Origin of the sequence: Brevundimonas albigilva (assembly GCF_023503965.1) — a bacterium.
In the GTDB taxonomy this organism is placed as follows: domain Bacteria; phylum Pseudomonadota; class Alphaproteobacteria; order Caulobacterales; family Caulobacteraceae; genus Brevundimonas; species Brevundimonas albigilva.
The window spans coordinates 815,056-828,471 of record NZ_CP097298.1 but is presented as its reverse complement, the minus strand read 5'-3'; the positions used below and the strand labels follow the sequence as shown (position 1 = coordinate 828,471).

Genomic DNA, 13,416 nt, shown 5'->3' with positions numbered 1-13,416 from the left:
ATATTGTCGATCCAATCCGATTTAGAGATCAGTCGTGACCCTGGAACGCCTTCGCATCTTCGTCGCCGTGGCCGAGCGCGATCACGTGACGGCGGCGGCGCGGGCGCTGAACCTGACCCAGTCGGCGGTGTCGAACGCGCTGGCGGCGCTGGAGGCGGAGCATCAGGTGCGCCTGTTCGACCGGGTCGGGCGCGGCGTGGTGCTGAACGAGACCGGACGCGCCTTCCTGCCCGAGGCCAAGGCGGTGCTGGCGCGGGCGGCGGCGGCCGAGGCGGCGCTGGCGGACATGAGCGCGCTGCGTCGGGGGCGGCTGGCCGTCTTCGCCAGTCAGACCATCGCCAGCTACTGGCTGCCGCGCCGGCTGGTGGCCTTCCACGCGGCGCATCCGGGCATCGAACTGGACGTCGCCATCGGCAACACGCGCGAGGCCGCCGAGGCGGTGCTGCACGGCGCGGCCGAGATCGGCCTGGTCGAGGGGGCGGTGGACGCGCCGGCCCTGTCGCAGGCGACGGTCGGGTCCGATCGACTGGCCGTCCTGGTGAGGCCCGACCACCCGTGGGCGACGCGCAGCCGGCTGGCGGCCGACGACCTGGCGGCGACGCCCTGGGTGCTGCGCGAAGCGGGCTCGGGCACCCGTTCGACGCTGGAGGCGGCGATCCGCGCGGCGGGCGTCGATCCGGCGGGTCTGCCCGTGGCCATGACCCTGCCGTCCAACGAGGCGGTGCTGGCGGCGGCCGAGGCGGGGGCGGGCGCCACCGCCCTGTCGGAAAGCGTGGCCTACGCCTCGGTCGCGGCGGGGCGGCTGGCCACGGCGCCGTTCGCCCTGCCGGAACGGCCCTTTCGCCTGCTGCGCCACAAGGAACGCTATCGCAGCAAGGCCGGCGACGCCTTCACCACCGCTATGGTCTAGGCGCCGGGGCGTCGGCGGTCAGGCGCGCGGACGCGACAGGAAGACCCGCTCCACCATCAGGTTGGCGGCGAAGGAGAAGGCGGCCAGGACAGCCAGGGTTCCCGCGATGCCCGGCTGGCGGCCGATGGCCATGTAAATCCCGTACAGGACTACGAAGATCAGCGTCGCCACGAGGCTGCGCAGCAGGATTTTCACGATCGGAGAGGTCATGGCCACTTCACCACCGGGGGCATGGAGCTGAGGATCGAATCGACGTTGCCGCCGGTCTTGAGGCCGAACATGGTGCCACGGTCGTAGAGCAGGTTGAACTCCACGTAGCGTCCGCGCCGGACCAGCTGCTCCTCGCGTTCCTCGGGCGTCCACGGCTCGGCCATGCGGTCGGCGACGATGCGGGGATAGACGTCCAGGAAGGCCAGGCCCACGTCGCGGGTGAAGGCGAAGTCCCGGTCGTAGTCGCCGCTGTCGTGGTGGTCGTAGAAGATCCCGCCGGTGCCGCGCGGCTCGTTCCGATGCGGCAGGAAGAAGTAGTCGTCGCACCAGGCCTTGTACCTGGCGTGCCAGGTCGGGTCGTGGGCGTCGCAGGCGGCCTTCATGGCGGCGTGGAAGGCCAGGGTGTCGGGGTGGTCCTGGCGACGGTCGGCCGCCAGCACCGGAGTCAGGTCGCCGCCGCCGCCGAACCAGCTTTGGGTCGTGGCGATGAAGCGGGTGTTCATGTGCACGGCCGGGATGCGCGGGCTGACGGGATGGCAGATCAGGCTGATCCCCGTCGCGAAGAAACGCGGGTCGTCGGCGGCCCCGGGCACGGTCTTCGCATAGTCGGCGGGAAAGGCGCCGTGCACGGTCGAGACGTGCACCCCGACCTTTTCGAACAGGCGGCCATGCATCATCCCCATGACGCCGCCGCCGCCTTCCGGCCGGGCCCAGGGGGTGCGGACGAAGCGGCCGGGCGCGCCGGGAAACAGGTCGGCGGGCGCGGCGTCCTCCAGCGCCTCGAAGGCGGCGTGGATGCGGTCGCGCAGGTGTTCGAACCAGGCGCGGGTCTCGACCTTGCGAAGGTCGAGCGGATCGGAAAAGGCGGCGTCGCTCATGGCGCGTCTTTAGACCTTCCCCCGCTTGCGGGGGAAGTGTCAGCTCGGCGAGCGAAGCGAGGCGGCTGACGATGGGGGAAGTTCAGGGATAATTCCCTCTCCGACCCGGGTTCGCTGCGCGAACGCCGGGCCCCCTCTTCCGCAAGCGGGAGAGGGTTTGTGTGGGCGGACGCATCTGCCAGTGTGCGAAGACACAAGGGAGTCGCCTCATGATCCGTCGCCTGCTGGCCGCAACCGCAATGGCCGCCCTCGCCACCGTCGCCCACGCCCAGGACGCCGGGGAGGCGCGGGTGATGGAGATCCTGAAGACGACGCCGCTGATCGACGGGCACAACGACCTGCCGTGGGCGCTGCGCCAGCACTACGGCAACGACGTCCATGCGGTGGACCTGACGCGGAATCTGGCGGCCTCGACCCCGCTGCACACCGACATTCCGCGCCTGCGCGCCGGGGGCGTGGGCGGGCAGTTCTGGTCGGTCTATGTCCCCGCCAGCCTGACGCCGCTGGAGGCGGTCCAGGCGACCTTCGAGCAGATCGACACGGCCAAGCGGATCATCGCCGCCCATCCCGACGCCTTCGGCCTGGCGACCACGGCCGACGAGGTGGACGCGGTGTTCGCCTCCGGGCGCATCGCCAGCCTGATCGGCATGGAGGGCGGCTATTCCATAGACGACTCCCTGGCGCTGCTGCGCGAATTCCACCGGGCCGGCGCGCGCTACATGACCCTGACCCATTCCAAGACCACCAGCTGGGCCGACAGCGCGACGGACGCGCCGAAGTGGGGCGGGCTGAACGCCTTTGGCGAGGCGGTGGTGCGCGAGATGAACCGCCTGGGCATGATGGTGGACCTGAGCCACGTCTCGGAGGAGACCATGCTGGACGCCATGCGGGTGTCGCAGGCGCCGGTGATCTTCTCCCATTCCTCGGCGCGGGCGGTGACGGCCCACCCCCGCAACGTTCCCGACAAGGTGCTGCGGATGATGCCGGAGGACGGCGGGATCGTGATGATCAACCTGGCGCCCGGCTTCGTCTCGGAGACGGTGCGCGCCTGGAACGCCGATCGGTCGGCCGAGGACGCCCGGCTGAAGTCGCTGAACCCCGGCGATCCAGCGGCGGTCGAGGCGGGCATGACGGCCTGGATGCAGGCGCATCCGACGCCCCAGGCGACGCTGGCCGACGTGGTCGCCCATATCCAGCACGTTCGCGATGTGGCGGGGATCGACCATGTGGGCCTGGGCGCCGACTTCGACGGCATCGGCAGCCTGCCGGAAGGCATGGGCGGGGTCGACGCCTATCCGCGCATCCTGGCCGCGTTGATGGCGGCGGGCTGGACCGAGGCGGACATCCGCAAGATTTCGGGCGAGAACCTGCTGCGCGTCATGCGCGCGGTCGAGGCCGTGGCGGCGTCCAAGGCGGACGAGCGCCCCTCGATGGCGCGGTTGGAGCCCGAGGCCGCGACCTGAGACCGGCGATCCCCTGAGACCGGCGGGCGTCTGTCACGGCGTTGCAATGCGGCGCCGATAGAGGCAACAGCGTCCGACGTTTCAGGAGTGGCATGATGAAGTTCGCACCGGCCTTGCTTTCGGCGGTTCTGGCGGCGGGGGCGGCGGTCCCCGGCCTGGCGACCGCCCAGGAGCGCGCCGCGCCGCCCCGCCTGATCGTCACCATCGTGGTCGACCAATTCAGCGCCAATCTGTTCGACCAGTATCGCGGCCGCTACACGGGCGGTCTGAAGCGGCTGGCCGACCAGGGGCTGGTGTCGATCAACGGCTATCAGACGCACGGCCTGACCGAGACCTGCCCCGGCCACTCCACCGTCCTGACCGGGATGCACCCGGCCGAAACGGGCCTTCCCGCCAACGACTGGATCGATTCCGCCACGGGCAAGGAGGTCTATTGCCTGGCCGCGCCGCAGAACACCCTGGCGCACGGGCGCGACACCGACAACGGCCCGGTCGGCCCCGACCAGTTGAAGGCGACCACGCTGGGCGACTGGCTCTTGGCCGTCAGCCCCGACAGCAAGGTCTTCGCCGTCTCGGGCAAGGACCGGGGCGCGATCAACCTGGCGGGCCATCACGGCCAGGCCTTCTGGTTCACCGACGACTTCGGCCTGACCACCTATGTCGAGCCGGGACAGAGGGCCGAGGCGCGGCTGGCGCCGGTGGCCGGCTTCAACACCGCCTTCCGGGCCGAGATGGCCGCCCAGCCGGTGACGTGGGACTATCGCCACGACGACTGCCGCGCGCTGGGCGGCGACTGGGTCATTCGCGGCCAGACCTTCCATTCCGTCCTGCCGCCGACGAACCTGAAGTTCGACACCTCGCCGATGCTGGACGAACAGACGGTGAAGGCGGCGGAATATCTGCTGGACAGCCAGAAGCTGGGGCAGGGCGCGTCGGTCGACATGCTGGGCGTCAGCCTGTCGGGCACCGATCGCATCGGCCACGGCTATGGCACCCAGGGGCCGGAGATGTGCGAGCAGCAGCACCGGCTGGACGAAGCCCTGGGCGGCTTCCTGGACAGGCTGGCCCAGGTTCCGGGCGGGGCGCTGGTGGTGCTGACGGCCGACCACGGCGGATCCGATTTCGTCGAGCGCCTGGCCGCGCGCGGCTATCCCCACGCCCACCGGGCCGACATGGACGCCTTCGAGGCGGTGAGCGCCGAACTGGCGCAACGCTTCGGCCTGGAAGCGGCGCCCCTGCAGCAGGGAGGCAGCGGCGTCATCGTGGCCGACGCCCACGGCCGCGCCCTGCCCGAACCCCTGCGGACCCAGGTGGCCGAGGCGGCGGTGGAACGCCTGCGCCAGCTGCCGGACGTCGCCTTCGCCGAGACGCGCGAGCGGATGCTGGCCCTGCCGCTCCCGGACACCCGCAATCCCGAAATGCTGACCGTCGAGGAGCGGATGCGCCTGTCGGTGGTCGCGGAGCGGTCGCCGGACATCATCCTGGCCTTCCAGCCGAACGTGGTGATGGGCGGCCGGGTCGGGGGCGCGATTTCGGGCCACGGGACGCCGTGGGAATACGATCGCCGGGTGCCGATCATCTTCTGGTGGCCGGGCGCGACGGGTGAGGAGCGGTTCCTGCCGATCCGGACCATCGACATCGCCCCCACCCTGGCCCACGTCATCGGGGTTCAGACGCCGCAGGTCGAAGGGCGCTGCATCGACCTGAACGGCTTCGCCGTCGACGCCTGCGACGCGACGCCGACGGGCGGGGGCCGATAAACTCCTGTTTCGGGGTCGTAAACTCGTGTTTCCCGGCGGGGGCGAGGCCTTACGCCGCGGGGGTTTCGTTGGCAGTAGAGGGCCGGAACGCTGATCCCCAGCGGCCGCCAGAGCCGCCAAGCCCCCAGGAGCCCCCATGAACAGAGCCCGCCGCGCGCGCATCGTCGCGACCCTGGGGCCCGCCAGCCGTGCGCCGGGGACCGTCAAGGCCCTGGCCCAGGCCGGGGTGGACGTGTTCCGCCTGAACTTCAGCCACGGCTCGCACGACGATCACGCGGCGGCGCTGAAGGCCGTGCGCGGGGCCGAGATGGCCTTGCAGAGGCCGTTGGGCGTGCTGGCCGACCTGCAGGGGCCCAAGCTGCGGCTGGGCCGGTTCAAGGATGTCGAGATCGCGGTCAAGCCGGGCCACGTCATGCGCTTCGACCTGGACCCGACGCCGGGGGACGAGACGCGGGTGCAGATGCCGCATCCGGAAATCTTCAAGGCCCTGCGCGAGGGGATGCTGCTGCTGCTGGACGACGGCCGGGTGCGGCTGCGCGTCGGCAAGCGCACCGACGAATGGGCCGACGTGACGGTCGAGAGCGGCTCCAAGCTGTCGGACCGCAAGGGCGTGGCGGTGCCCGAGGCGGTGATCCCGGTTTCGGCCCTGACGCCCAAGGACCGCGAGGACCTGGCCTTCGCCCTGCGCATGGGGGTGGACTGGGTGGCGCTGAGCTTCGTGCAGAAGCCCGAGGACATGGCCGAGCTGAAGCGGATCGTGAACGGTCAGGCCGCCTGCCTGGCCAAGATCGAGAAGCCGGCGGCGCTGGCCGACCTGGAGGCCATCCTGGACTATTGCGACGGGGTGATGGTGGCGCGCGGCGACCTGGGCGTCGAGATGGACCCCGAGGAGGTGCCGGTCGCTCAGAAGCAGATCGTGCGCGCCGCCCGCAATCGCGGCGTGCCGGTGATCGTGGCCACCCAGATGCTGGAATCCATGACCAGCGCCCCGGCCCCGACCCGCGCCGAGGCGACCGACGTGGCCAACGCCGTCTATGAGGGCGCCGACGCCCTGATGCTGTCGGCCGAGACGGCCTCGGGCGACTATCCGCTGGAAGCCGTCGGCATCATGAGCCGCATCATCGAGCGTGTCGAAAGGGACCCCATGTGGCCCAGCCTGATGGGCGCCGAACACGCCGGCATGGACGAACATGACGTCGACGCCCTGGTGGGCGCGGCGCGAAAGGCGGCCGACGCCCCGTCCACCGCCTGCATGGTGGTGTTCACCACCCTGGGCGGCACGGCGCGGCGCATGGCGCGGGAACGGCCGCTGAAGCCCATCCTGGCCCTGACGCCCAACGCCTCGACCGCGCGTCGGCTGGCGCTGGTGTGGGGGCTGGAGCCGCGCCTGGGCGACCAGCCGGATTCGCTGGAACAGGTGACCGACCAGGCCGTCGCCGGGGCGTTGCAATACGGCCTGGCCGACCCGGGACAGCGCATCCTGATCCTGGCCGGCACGCCCTTCGGGGCGCCGGGCGCGGCCAATCTGCTGCGCCTGGCCCACGCGCCGGCCGCCAAGCCCAAGGCGCGCCGCAAGGGGTGACCCCTCCCGCTTTGTCGCGCGGGCGGCTAGTCTGAGGTCGATGAGTCGGCCGCGCACATGATCAAGTACATCGGCTCCAAGCGCGCCCTGCTGGGTCATGTGACGGGAGCGGTGGCGGGCCTGCTGCCGGACCGCGGACGGGTGTGCGACCTGTTCTCCGGCACGGCCCGGGTCGGCCATGCGCTGAAGCGGCAGGGCTTCGAGGTCTGGTCGAACGACCACAACGCCTACGCCCACACCCTGGCCACGGCCTATGTCCAGGCGGACCGGGACCGCTGGCTGGCGCCGGCCGAGGCGGTGCTGGCCGAACTGCGGGAGGTCCGGCCCCAGGCCGGCTGGTTCACCCAGGCCTTCTGCGAGGACGCCCGCTATTTCCATCCCGACAACGGGGCGCGGATCGACGCCATGCGCGAGCGGATCGAGACCCTGAGCCTGGAGCCTGAACTGAAGGCCGTCGCCCTGGTCAGCCTGATGGAGGCCGCCGACCGGGTGGATTCCACCGCCGGGGTGCAGATGGCCTATATGAAGCGCTGGGCGCCGCGGGCGCTGAAGCCGCTGGAACTGCGCCTGCCCGACATCCTGCCCTCGGTCGGGGCGCCATGCCGCGCGACGCGGGGCGATGCGATCGAGATGGCGGCGGAGGTGGAGGCGGACCTGGTCTATCTGGACCCGCCCTACAACCAGCATTCCTACCTGGCCAACTACCATGTGTGGGAGAGCCTGGTGCTGTGGGACCGGCCCGAGACCTATGGCGTGGCCAACAAGCGCATCGACGTGAAGACCCGCAAGAGCGCCTTCAACAGCCGCCCCGGCATCGGCCCCGCCCTGCGCGCGGTGATCGAGCGGGTGCGGGCGCCGAACCTGATCGTCAGCTTCAACGACGAGGGTTATCTGAGCCGCGCGGACCTGGTCGAGATGCTGTCGGCGCGGGGCCATGTGCAGGTGGTGGAGATCGCCCACCCCCGCTACGTCGGCGCCCGCATCGGCATCCACAATCCCAAGGGCGAGAAGGTCGGTCAGGTCGGGCGGCTGAGGAACGTCGAGCACCTGTTCGTCGTCACCGACCGGCCCGTGGCGCTGCCAGCCGCCGCCTGAGGTCTTCACCCTGGAACTGGGCCTCAGAGGCGGGCCTCAGAGCTGGCCCATGGTGTTGTCGTGGTCCACGGCCTGCTTCTTCAGCCAGGCGACGAAGGCCGTGGCGCTGGGCGAGGGCGGCCGGTCGCGGGGCTGGACCACGGAATAGACGAAGCCCACCGCCTCCGACCCGTCGGGAAAGGGGGCGACCAGTCGGCCGGAGGTCAGGTCGGCCTGGGCCAGGGTGCGCTTGGCCAGGGCCACGCCGCGGCCCGACGCCGCCGCCTCGATCAGAAGGCTGGACTGGTTGAAGCGCGAACCCCGGCGCGGGTCGGGATGGCGAACGCCGCGCGCCTTCAGCCACATGGCCCAGTCCGGGCGGCTGGGGTCGCCGTCGTTGGACATGTCGTGCAGCAGGGCGTGGTGCAGAAGGTCGGCGGGGTCGCGGATCGGATGGTCGCCATGCATCAGCGCCGGGGCGCAGACCGGCAGCACCGTCTCGGTCATCAGCCGCTCGACGGTGTGGCCGGGATAGTCGCCGGGACCGTAGCGCACCGCCAGGTCGATCTTGCCCTCGGACAGGTCCGCCGGCTCCATGTCGGCCGAGACCCACAGCTCGATCTCCGGGTGAACGGCGTGGAAATCGTCCATGCGCGGCATCAACCATTTGGAGGCGAAACCGGGCGCGACGCTGATCGAGACCTGTTTCCGGCGCGGCGGCTCGCGCAGCAGGGCGGAGGCGTCCATCAGCCGCTCGAAGCCCTCGCGCAGCAGCGGCGTGGCCCCCCGGCCCAGGTCGGTCAGCTGAAGGCCCCGCGCCTCGCGCATGAACAGGGGGCCGCCGACGATGTCCTCCAGCAGCCGGATCTGCTGGCTGACGGCGCCCGGCGTTACGGCCAGTTCGTCCGCCGCGCGCGAAAAGTTCAGGTGCCGGGCGGCCGCCTCGAAGGCGCGCAGGGCGTTCAGGGGAAGGAGCGATCGAGCCATCGCCGTTAGAAATCCTATCAGTGAGCGGGACGCAATCTGGTTTGCGACAAACGGACGGGAATCCGAAGGTGCGATTTCGCCGTCGATCCTTCTTCCCCCGCGACGGCCGTGAAAGCAAGACGATGCGTGTATTTCTCGCCTCCGTGCCGCTGGAGGCCGCCAGGGTCGTGATCGTAGGCGCCGGAGAGCCGGCGCTGGCGAAACTGCGACTGTTTCTGAACACGCCCGCCGACCTGGCCTGGTTCGCGCCGGACGGCGAGCCCGCAACGCTGGAAACGCCGCAAGGCGCGCCCGCGCCGGCCGGCCGGACGCCGCACGCCCAGGATTTCGCCGGCGCGCGCGCCTGGTCTTCATCGCCCTGCAGGACGTGGCCGAGGCCGCGCGCCTGGCCGGGCTGGCGCGGGCGGGCGGGGCGCAGGTCAATGTGGTGGACCAGCCGGGGCTGAGCGATTTCCAGACCCCCGCCCTGATCGATCGCGACGAGGTGGTGGTCGGGGTGGCGACCGGCGGGTCCGCGCCGATCCTGGCGCGCGACGTCCGCACGCGCATCGAAGGCGTCTTGCCGGCCGGCCTGGCCAATGTCGCGCGGATGGCGCGCGAACTGCGCGAGACGGTGAAGGCCAGCGTGCCGGACTTCATGGCGCGCCGCCGGTTCTGGGAACGGGCTTTTCGAGGGCCCGCCGCCGATCTGGCCGCCGAGGGCCGCACGGCCGAGGCGCGCCGCGAGATGCTGCGCCTGCTGAACGTCGCCGCGCCGGAACAGGGCGTGGTCCACATCGTCGGCGCGGGGCCGGGCGATCCCGAACTGCTGACGCTGAAGGCGCTGCGGGTGCTGCAGGACGCCGACGTCATCATCCACGACCGCCTGGTGCCCGAGGCGGTGCTGGAGCGGGCGCGGCGCGACGCCAAGCGGCTGTATGTCGGCAAGGCGCGCGGCGACCACTCGGTCCCTCAGGACCAGATCGAGGCGTTGATGATCGAAGAGGCCCGCGCCGGCCACCGGGTGGTTCGGCTGAAGGGCGGCGACCCCTTCGTCTTCGGGCGCGGCGGCGAGGAACTGGAGGCCGTGCGCGCGGCGGGCGTTGCGGTCTTCGTCGTTCCCGGCGTGACGGCGGCGCTGGCCTGCGCGGCCTCGGCGGGCGTGCCCCTGACCCATCGCGACCACGCCCAGGCCGTGACCTTCGTCACGGCCCAGGCCAAGCCGGGCGGCGTCGACGCCGACTGGACGCGGCTGGCGGCGCCGAACCACACCCTGGCCATCTACATGGGCGTCGACCGGGCCGAGGAGACGGCGGCCCGGCTGATCGCCGCCGGACGCGCCGGATCGACCCCGGTCGCCATCGTCGAGAACGGCAGCCGGCCGGACGAGCGGGTGCTGACCGGCCGTCTGGACGGCCTGGGCGCCCTGGTGCGCGGCGCGAGCCTGACCGGCCCGGCCCTGCTGTTCGTCGGCGAGACGGCGGCGTTTTCGGCGGCCCAGCTGGACGTCCGCGCGGAGTTCGCGGCATGAAGATCGTCACCGCCAACCGCCTGTCGGACGGCCGCGTCATCTATGCGGGCGTGGACAACCAGCCGGTCGACCGCATCGACCAGGCTTCGGTGCTGGACGATCCGGCCGCCGAGATCGTCCTGGCCGAGGTCGCCGGTCGGCCCGAGGTTTTCGTGAACCCCTATCTGGTCGAGGTGCAGGACCGCACGCCGTCCGGGCGCGACCGGCTGAAGGAGCGCATCCGCTCGGCCGGGCCGACCGTCGGCCACAGCGTCGACCTCGACGTCAACGGGGGCCTGGCCTGATGTATCGCTATGACGAGTTCGACCACGCCGTGGTGCGCGAACGGGTCGAGGAGTTCGCCGACCAGGTGGCCCGCCGCGCGTCCGGCGCCCTGACCGAGGACGAGTTCAAGCCGTTGCGGCTGATGAACGGCGTCTATCTGCAACTGCACGCCTATATGCTGCGCGTCGCCATTCCCTATGGGACGTTCAACAGCCGCCAGATGCGCCGGCTGGCGCACATCGCGCGCACCTACGACAAGGGCTACGGCCACTTCACCACGCGGACGAACATCCAGTACAACTGGCCGGCCCTGACCGACCTGCCGGCGATCCTGAGCGACCTGGCCGAGGTCGAGATGCACGCCATCCAGACCAGCGGCAACTGCATCCGGAACGTCACCACCGACGTCTTCGCCGGCGCCGCCGAGGACGAGATCGAGGATCCGCGTCCCTGGTGCGAGATCATCCGCCAGTGGTCGACCATCCATCCGGAATTCTCGTTCCTGCCGCGCAAGTTCAAGATCGCGGTGATCGGGGCCGAGAAGGACCGGGCGGCGATCCGCACCCACGACGTGGGGCTGCAGATCGTGAAGGGCGACGACGGCGGGACCGCCTTCCGCGTCTTCGTCGGCGGCGGGCAGGGGCGTCTGCCGCACATCGGCCAGGAGATCGCATCGGCTGTCCCGGCGGCGGACCTGCTGGCCTATCTGACCGCCATCCTGCGGGCCTGGAACCTGCTGGGGCGGCGCGACAACATCCACAAGGCGCGGATCAAGATCCTGGTCGCCTCGCTGGGGATCGACGCCTTCCGCGAGGAGGTGGATCGGCACTACGCCACCCTGCGCCGCGAGGACCTGCGCATCCCCGAGGACGAGGCCGAGCGGATCAAGGCCTATTTCGCCCCGCCGCCGTTCGAGGACCTGCCCAAGGTCAGCGCGCCGTTCGACCGGGCGCTGCTGGCCGATCCCGACTTCGCCCGGTTCGCGCGCAACAATGTGCGCCGCCATCGCCAGGCCGGCTACGCCTCGGTGGTGGTGTCGCTGAAGCCCGTCGGCGGGGTGCCCGGCGACATCACGGCGGACCAGATGGAGGCGGTGGCGGACCTGGCCGAGCGCTATTCGTTCGACGAACTGCGCGCCGCCTATGAGCAGAACCTGGTCCTGCCGCACGTCAGGCTGGACGACGTTCCGGCGGTGTGGCGGGCCCTGCGCCAGGCGGGTCTGGCGACGGCCAATGCGGACCTGGCCACCGACGTCATCGCCTGCCCGGGGCTGGACTACTGCAGCCTGGCCAACGCCCGCTCGATCCCGGTGGCCCAGGCGCTGTCCAAGCGGCTGGCGGACCTGGACTATCAGGAGAAGCTGGGTCCGGTGCGGATCAACATGAGCGGCTGCATCAACGCCTGCGGCCACCACCACGTCGGCCACATCGGCGTGCTGGGCGTCGATCGCAAGGGCGAGGAATATTACCAGATCACCGTCGGCGGCTCGCCCGACGAACAGGCGGCGCTGGGCGACATCGTCGGCAAGAGCCTGCCGTCCGAAGAGGTGGCGCCGGCCATCCAGCGGACCCTGGACCGCTATCTGCAAATCCGCGCCGAGGGCGAGCGCTTCATCGACACGGTGCGCCGGGTCGGTCCCGAGCCCTTCCGCGACGCCATCTATGAGACGCTCGATGCTGCAAACGCTTGAGGGAATTCAGAACGGCCTGCGCCTTTCGGTGACGACCCCGCTGGAAGAGGTGGAGGCCGCCGCGGCGGCCGAGGACGTGCTGGTGCTGGAGTTCGACGCCTTCCGCGACGGGCGCGGCTTTTCCCTGGCCGCGGTGCTGCGCGAGCGGGGCTATCGCGGCCAGCTGATCGCGGCGGGCAAGGTGCTGCCGGACCAGGCGCGGCATTTGCGGCGTTCGGGGTTCGACGCGGTGGAGCTGGCGCCCGGCGCGGACCGGGCGGCCTGGGCGCGGATGGACCAGGCCTTCAGCGCCGCCTATCAGCCCGCCGTCGATCCCGATCCGTCCATCTGGCGGCGCCGCCGCGCGGCGGCCAACGACCGCGACCTGGACGCCCTGGCAGACCGTCTGAACCGCGAGACGGCGGGCAAGGGCGCGGCCGAGATCGTGAAGGCGGCCCTGGACCCGGCGCTGGGGCTGAAGGTCGGCGCCATCTCCTCCTTCGGCGCGGAATCGGCGGTGCTGCTGGACGTGGTGGCGCGCGAGAAGGCCGACGTGCCGGTGGTCTTCCTGGAAACGGGCCAGCATTTCCTGCAGACCCTGTCCTATCGCACCCAGCTGACCAGGGCGCTGGGCCTGACGGACGTGCGGCTGGTGACGCCGGACGCCGAGGAGAAGGCGACGCTGGATGCGCGCGACGACCTGTGGAAGACGGACGCCGACGCCTGCTGCGACCTGAGAAAGGTGCGGCCCCTCGCGCGGGCGACGGCGGGGTTCGACGCCCTGATCACCGGGCGCAAGCGCTATCAGGCCTCGACCCGGGCGGACCTGAGGCCGTTCGAGGTGCTGGACGGGGTGCTGCGGATCAATCCGCTGGCGGAGTGGACCGGGGACGACGTGGAGGCCTGGCTGGATGCGCGCGACCTGCCGCGCCACCCGCTGGTCGAGCAGGGCTATCGCTCGATCGGCTGCTGGCCGTGCACCCGCGCGGTGGACGACGGCGAGGATGCGCGCGCCGGCCGCTGGTCGGGCATGGACAAGGTCGAGTGCGGCATCCACTTAGGCAAGCGCAAGGCCGCCTGATCCTCCTTCGACTTCGCCTGAAAGTTTC

13 protein-coding genes are annotated in these 13,416 nt (G+C 71.1%); 10 read left to right on the top strand and 3 right to left on the bottom strand.

Translation table 11 applies throughout. The annotated features are described in order from the left end of the window. Positions 1–34 precede the first annotated feature (34 nt). Positions 35–910, top strand: a complete 876-nt coding sequence (locus tag MU852_RS04445; RefSeq protein ID WP_283843777.1) for a LysR family transcriptional regulator — start codon at positions 35–37, stop codon at positions 908–910. A gap of 18 nt (positions 911–928) precedes the next feature. Here MU852_RS04445 and MU852_RS04440 read toward each other — a convergent pair whose 3' ends face one another. After that, the gene (locus MU852_RS04440) at positions 929–1,120 is read right to left on the bottom strand and encodes a hypothetical protein (protein ID WP_249751192.1); all 192 of its coding nucleotides are present in this window, start codon (positions 1,118–1,120) and stop codon (positions 929–931) included. Next, a complete protein-coding gene (hemF, locus tag MU852_RS04435) occupies positions 1,117–1,998 on the bottom strand; it encodes an oxygen-dependent coproporphyrinogen oxidase (RefSeq protein WP_249751191.1) in 882 nt (293 codons plus the stop codon). The genes MU852_RS04440 and hemF overlap by 4 nt, the downstream gene beginning before the upstream one ends. A gap of 209 nt (positions 1,999–2,207) precedes the next feature. Here hemF and MU852_RS04430 point away from each other — a divergent pair, with 209 nt between their 5' ends. The 4 genes from MU852_RS04430 (at position 2,208) to MU852_RS04415 (ending at position 7,898) form a co-directional block, all read left to right on the top strand. Next, a complete protein-coding gene (locus MU852_RS04430) occupies positions 2,208–3,461 on the top strand; it encodes a dipeptidase (protein WP_249751190.1) in 1,254 nt (417 codons plus the stop codon). A 95-nt stretch (positions 3,462–3,556) separates the two neighbouring features. Then, the gene (locus tag MU852_RS04425; RefSeq protein WP_249751189.1) at positions 3,557–5,221 is read left to right on the top strand and encodes an alkaline phosphatase family protein; all 1,665 of its coding nucleotides are present in this window, start codon (positions 3,557–3,559) and stop codon (positions 5,219–5,221) included. 136 nt (positions 5,222–5,357) lie between these two features. After that, positions 5,358–6,803 (top strand): pyruvate kinase, encoded by a 1,446-nt coding sequence (gene pyk / locus MU852_RS04420; RefSeq protein ID WP_249751188.1) that lies wholly within the window; start codon positions 5,358–5,360, stop codon positions 6,801–6,803. Between the two features lie 57 nt (positions 6,804–6,860). Next, a complete protein-coding gene (locus tag MU852_RS04415; RefSeq protein WP_249751187.1) occupies positions 6,861–7,898 on the top strand; it encodes a DNA adenine methylase in 1,038 nt (345 codons plus the stop codon). 36 nt (positions 7,899–7,934) lie between these two features. Here the strand turns inward: MU852_RS04415 and gcvA are convergent, their stop codons facing one another. Then, positions 7,935–8,864 carry a transcriptional regulator GcvA gene (gcvA, locus tag MU852_RS04410; protein WP_249751186.1) on the bottom strand — a complete coding sequence of 310 codons (930 nt, stop codon included), beginning with the start codon at positions 8,862–8,864 and terminating at the stop codon, positions 7,935–7,937. Positions 8,865–8,986: 122 nt separating this feature from the next. Here gcvA and MU852_RS04405 point away from each other — a divergent pair, with 122 nt between their 5' ends. From MU852_RS04405 to MU852_RS04385, 5 genes are read left to right on the top strand one after another with little or no spacing between them, the layout of a single operon-like run. Beyond that, positions 8,987–9,310, top strand: coding sequence for an NAD(P)-dependent oxidoreductase (locus tag MU852_RS04405; protein ID WP_249751185.1), 324 nt, complete (start codon positions 8,987–8,989; stop codon positions 9,308–9,310). Then, positions 9,232–10,374: a siroheme synthase CysG gene (cysG, locus tag MU852_RS04400; protein WP_249751184.1), complete on the top strand. Its 1,143-nt coding sequence runs from the start codon at positions 9,232–9,234 to the stop codon at positions 10,372–10,374. The genes MU852_RS04405 and cysG overlap by 79 nt, the downstream gene beginning before the upstream one ends. After that, positions 10,371–10,658: a DUF2849 domain-containing protein gene (locus tag MU852_RS04395; protein WP_249751183.1), complete on the top strand. Its 288-nt coding sequence runs from the start codon at positions 10,371–10,373 to the stop codon at positions 10,656–10,658. Before cysG ends, MU852_RS04395 begins: the two co-directional genes overlap by 4 nt. Beyond that, the gene (locus tag MU852_RS04390; protein ID WP_249751182.1) at positions 10,658–12,328 is read left to right on the top strand and encodes a nitrite/sulfite reductase; all 1,671 of its coding nucleotides are present in this window, start codon (positions 10,658–10,660) and stop codon (positions 12,326–12,328) included. Before MU852_RS04395 ends, MU852_RS04390 begins: the two co-directional genes overlap by 1 nt. Further along, a complete protein-coding gene (locus tag MU852_RS04385) occupies positions 12,312–13,388 on the top strand; it encodes a phosphoadenylyl-sulfate reductase (RefSeq protein ID WP_249751181.1) in 1,077 nt (358 codons plus the stop codon). Before MU852_RS04390 ends, MU852_RS04385 begins: the two co-directional genes overlap by 17 nt. Positions 13,389–13,416 lie beyond the last annotated feature (28 nt).

Coding starts and splice junctions, on each gene's coding strand:
- hemF (WP_249751191.1), bottom strand. CDS start 1,998: ATGAGCGACGCCGCCTTTTCCGATCCGCTCGACCTTCGCAAGGTCGAG.
- MU852_RS04385 (WP_249751181.1), top strand. CDS start 12,312: ATGCTGCAAACGCTTGAGGGAATTCAGAACGGCCTGCGCCTTTCGGTG.
- MU852_RS04390 (WP_249751182.1), top strand. CDS start 10,658: ATGTATCGCTATGACGAGTTCGACCACGCCGTGGTGCGCGAACGGGTC.
- MU852_RS04425 (WP_249751189.1), top strand. CDS start 3,557: ATGAAGTTCGCACCGGCCTTGCTTTCGGCGGTTCTGGCGGCGGGGGCG.
- MU852_RS04415 (WP_249751187.1), top strand. CDS start 6,861: ATGATCAAGTACATCGGCTCCAAGCGCGCCCTGCTGGGTCATGTGACG.
- MU852_RS04395 (WP_249751183.1), top strand. CDS start 10,371: ATGAAGATCGTCACCGCCAACCGCCTGTCGGACGGCCGCGTCATCTAT.
- MU852_RS04405 (WP_249751185.1), top strand. CDS start 8,987: ATGCGTGTATTTCTCGCCTCCGTGCCGCTGGAGGCCGCCAGGGTCGTG.
- MU852_RS04440 (WP_249751192.1), bottom strand. CDS start 1,120: ATGACCTCTCCGATCGTGAAAATCCTGCTGCGCAGCCTCGTGGCGACG.
- MU852_RS04430 (WP_249751190.1), top strand. CDS start 2,208: ATGATCCGTCGCCTGCTGGCCGCAACCGCAATGGCCGCCCTCGCCACC.
- pyk (WP_249751188.1), top strand. CDS start 5,358: ATGAACAGAGCCCGCCGCGCGCGCATCGTCGCGACCCTGGGGCCCGCC.
- gcvA (WP_249751186.1), bottom strand. CDS start 8,864: ATGGCTCGATCGCTCCTTCCCCTGAACGCCCTGCGCGCCTTCGAGGCG.